At 45.8% G+C, this 1,060-nt stretch carries 1 protein-coding gene; it reads left to right on the forward strand.

Features of this window, described 5'->3' with window-relative positions; all coding sequences use genetic code 11:
* Positions 1-864 (forward strand): dipeptide epimerase (locus M948_RS42450; RefSeq protein ID WP_021292747.1); only part of this gene is annotated, 864 nt, incomplete at its 5' end.
* Positions 865-1,060 lie beyond the last annotated feature (196 nt).

The raw sequence follows: 1,060 nt of genomic DNA on the forward strand, positions 1-1,060 counted from the left end.
AGACTCATTCCGGTCGTCATCGGCCGCGATATTGAAATGATCGCGAAAAACACAAAAGATGTGCAAACATGTTGTGTCGGCAATACAAGTGCCAAAGCAGCACTAGACATGGCCATGCACGATGCACTTGGCAAACACTTAGGAATCCCCCTTTATCAATGGTTCGGTGGAAAAACTCATGATCATGTAAACGATATGACCATCAGTGTCAATCCAACAGAGCAGATGATTCGCGATGCAGAAATAGCAATCAACCACGGATTCTCCGTTCTAAAAATCAAAGTGGGGAAAGAGGCTAAAAAAGATATAGAACGAATCAAGCGGATTTACGAAGCGATTGGACCGAACGTAGTGCTGCGCATTGATGCCAATCAAGGATGGACGGCAAAAGAAGCTGTTCGTATTATTCGTCAATTGGAACAAAGCAACCTCCCAATCGAGTTTATCGAACAACCTGTTCCGAAATATGATATTGAAGGATTGCGCTTTATTCGCGAACGAGTCAACATCCCCATTATGGCAGACGAGAGCGTGTTTTCTGCTCACGATGCTCTCACACTCATTCGCTGCCAAGCAGTGGATTTGATCAATATTAAGCTGATGAAAACCGGAGGATTACGAGAAGCGTATACTATCGCCAGCCTTGCGGAATCAGCGGGCATACAATGCATGATTGGAAGCATGATGGAACCGACACTTTCCGTATTAGCGGCAGCCCATTTAGCAGCGGCTCACCCCAACATTACAAGAGTCGACTTAGATGCGCCACTATGGCTCGATGACAGCAACCAGTTCCCGTTCTTTCAAGGAAGCGAAATTCATCTTCCGAACTCTCCTGGGATTGGTATCTCCTATCCATCTTAATTTAAAGGAGGAAATGCTATGAATCTATGGAGAAGGATGATCACCGGTGTACTTTGCTTAATCTTCCTCTTTTCCCTTTTTACCCCTGTACACGCTAAAGCGGATGATAGCGAAACCGCCTATGTAGATGTAGCGGTTGCCACTCTTTGGGTTGAACCGGGAATAACCCGAAGCATTGATTCGCCATCCCTGTCCG

Origin of the sequence: Virgibacillus sp. CM-4 (genome assembly GCF_000445495.1) — a bacterium.
GTDB lineage: Bacteria > Bacillota > Bacilli > Bacillales > Amphibacillaceae > Virgibacillus > Virgibacillus salexigens.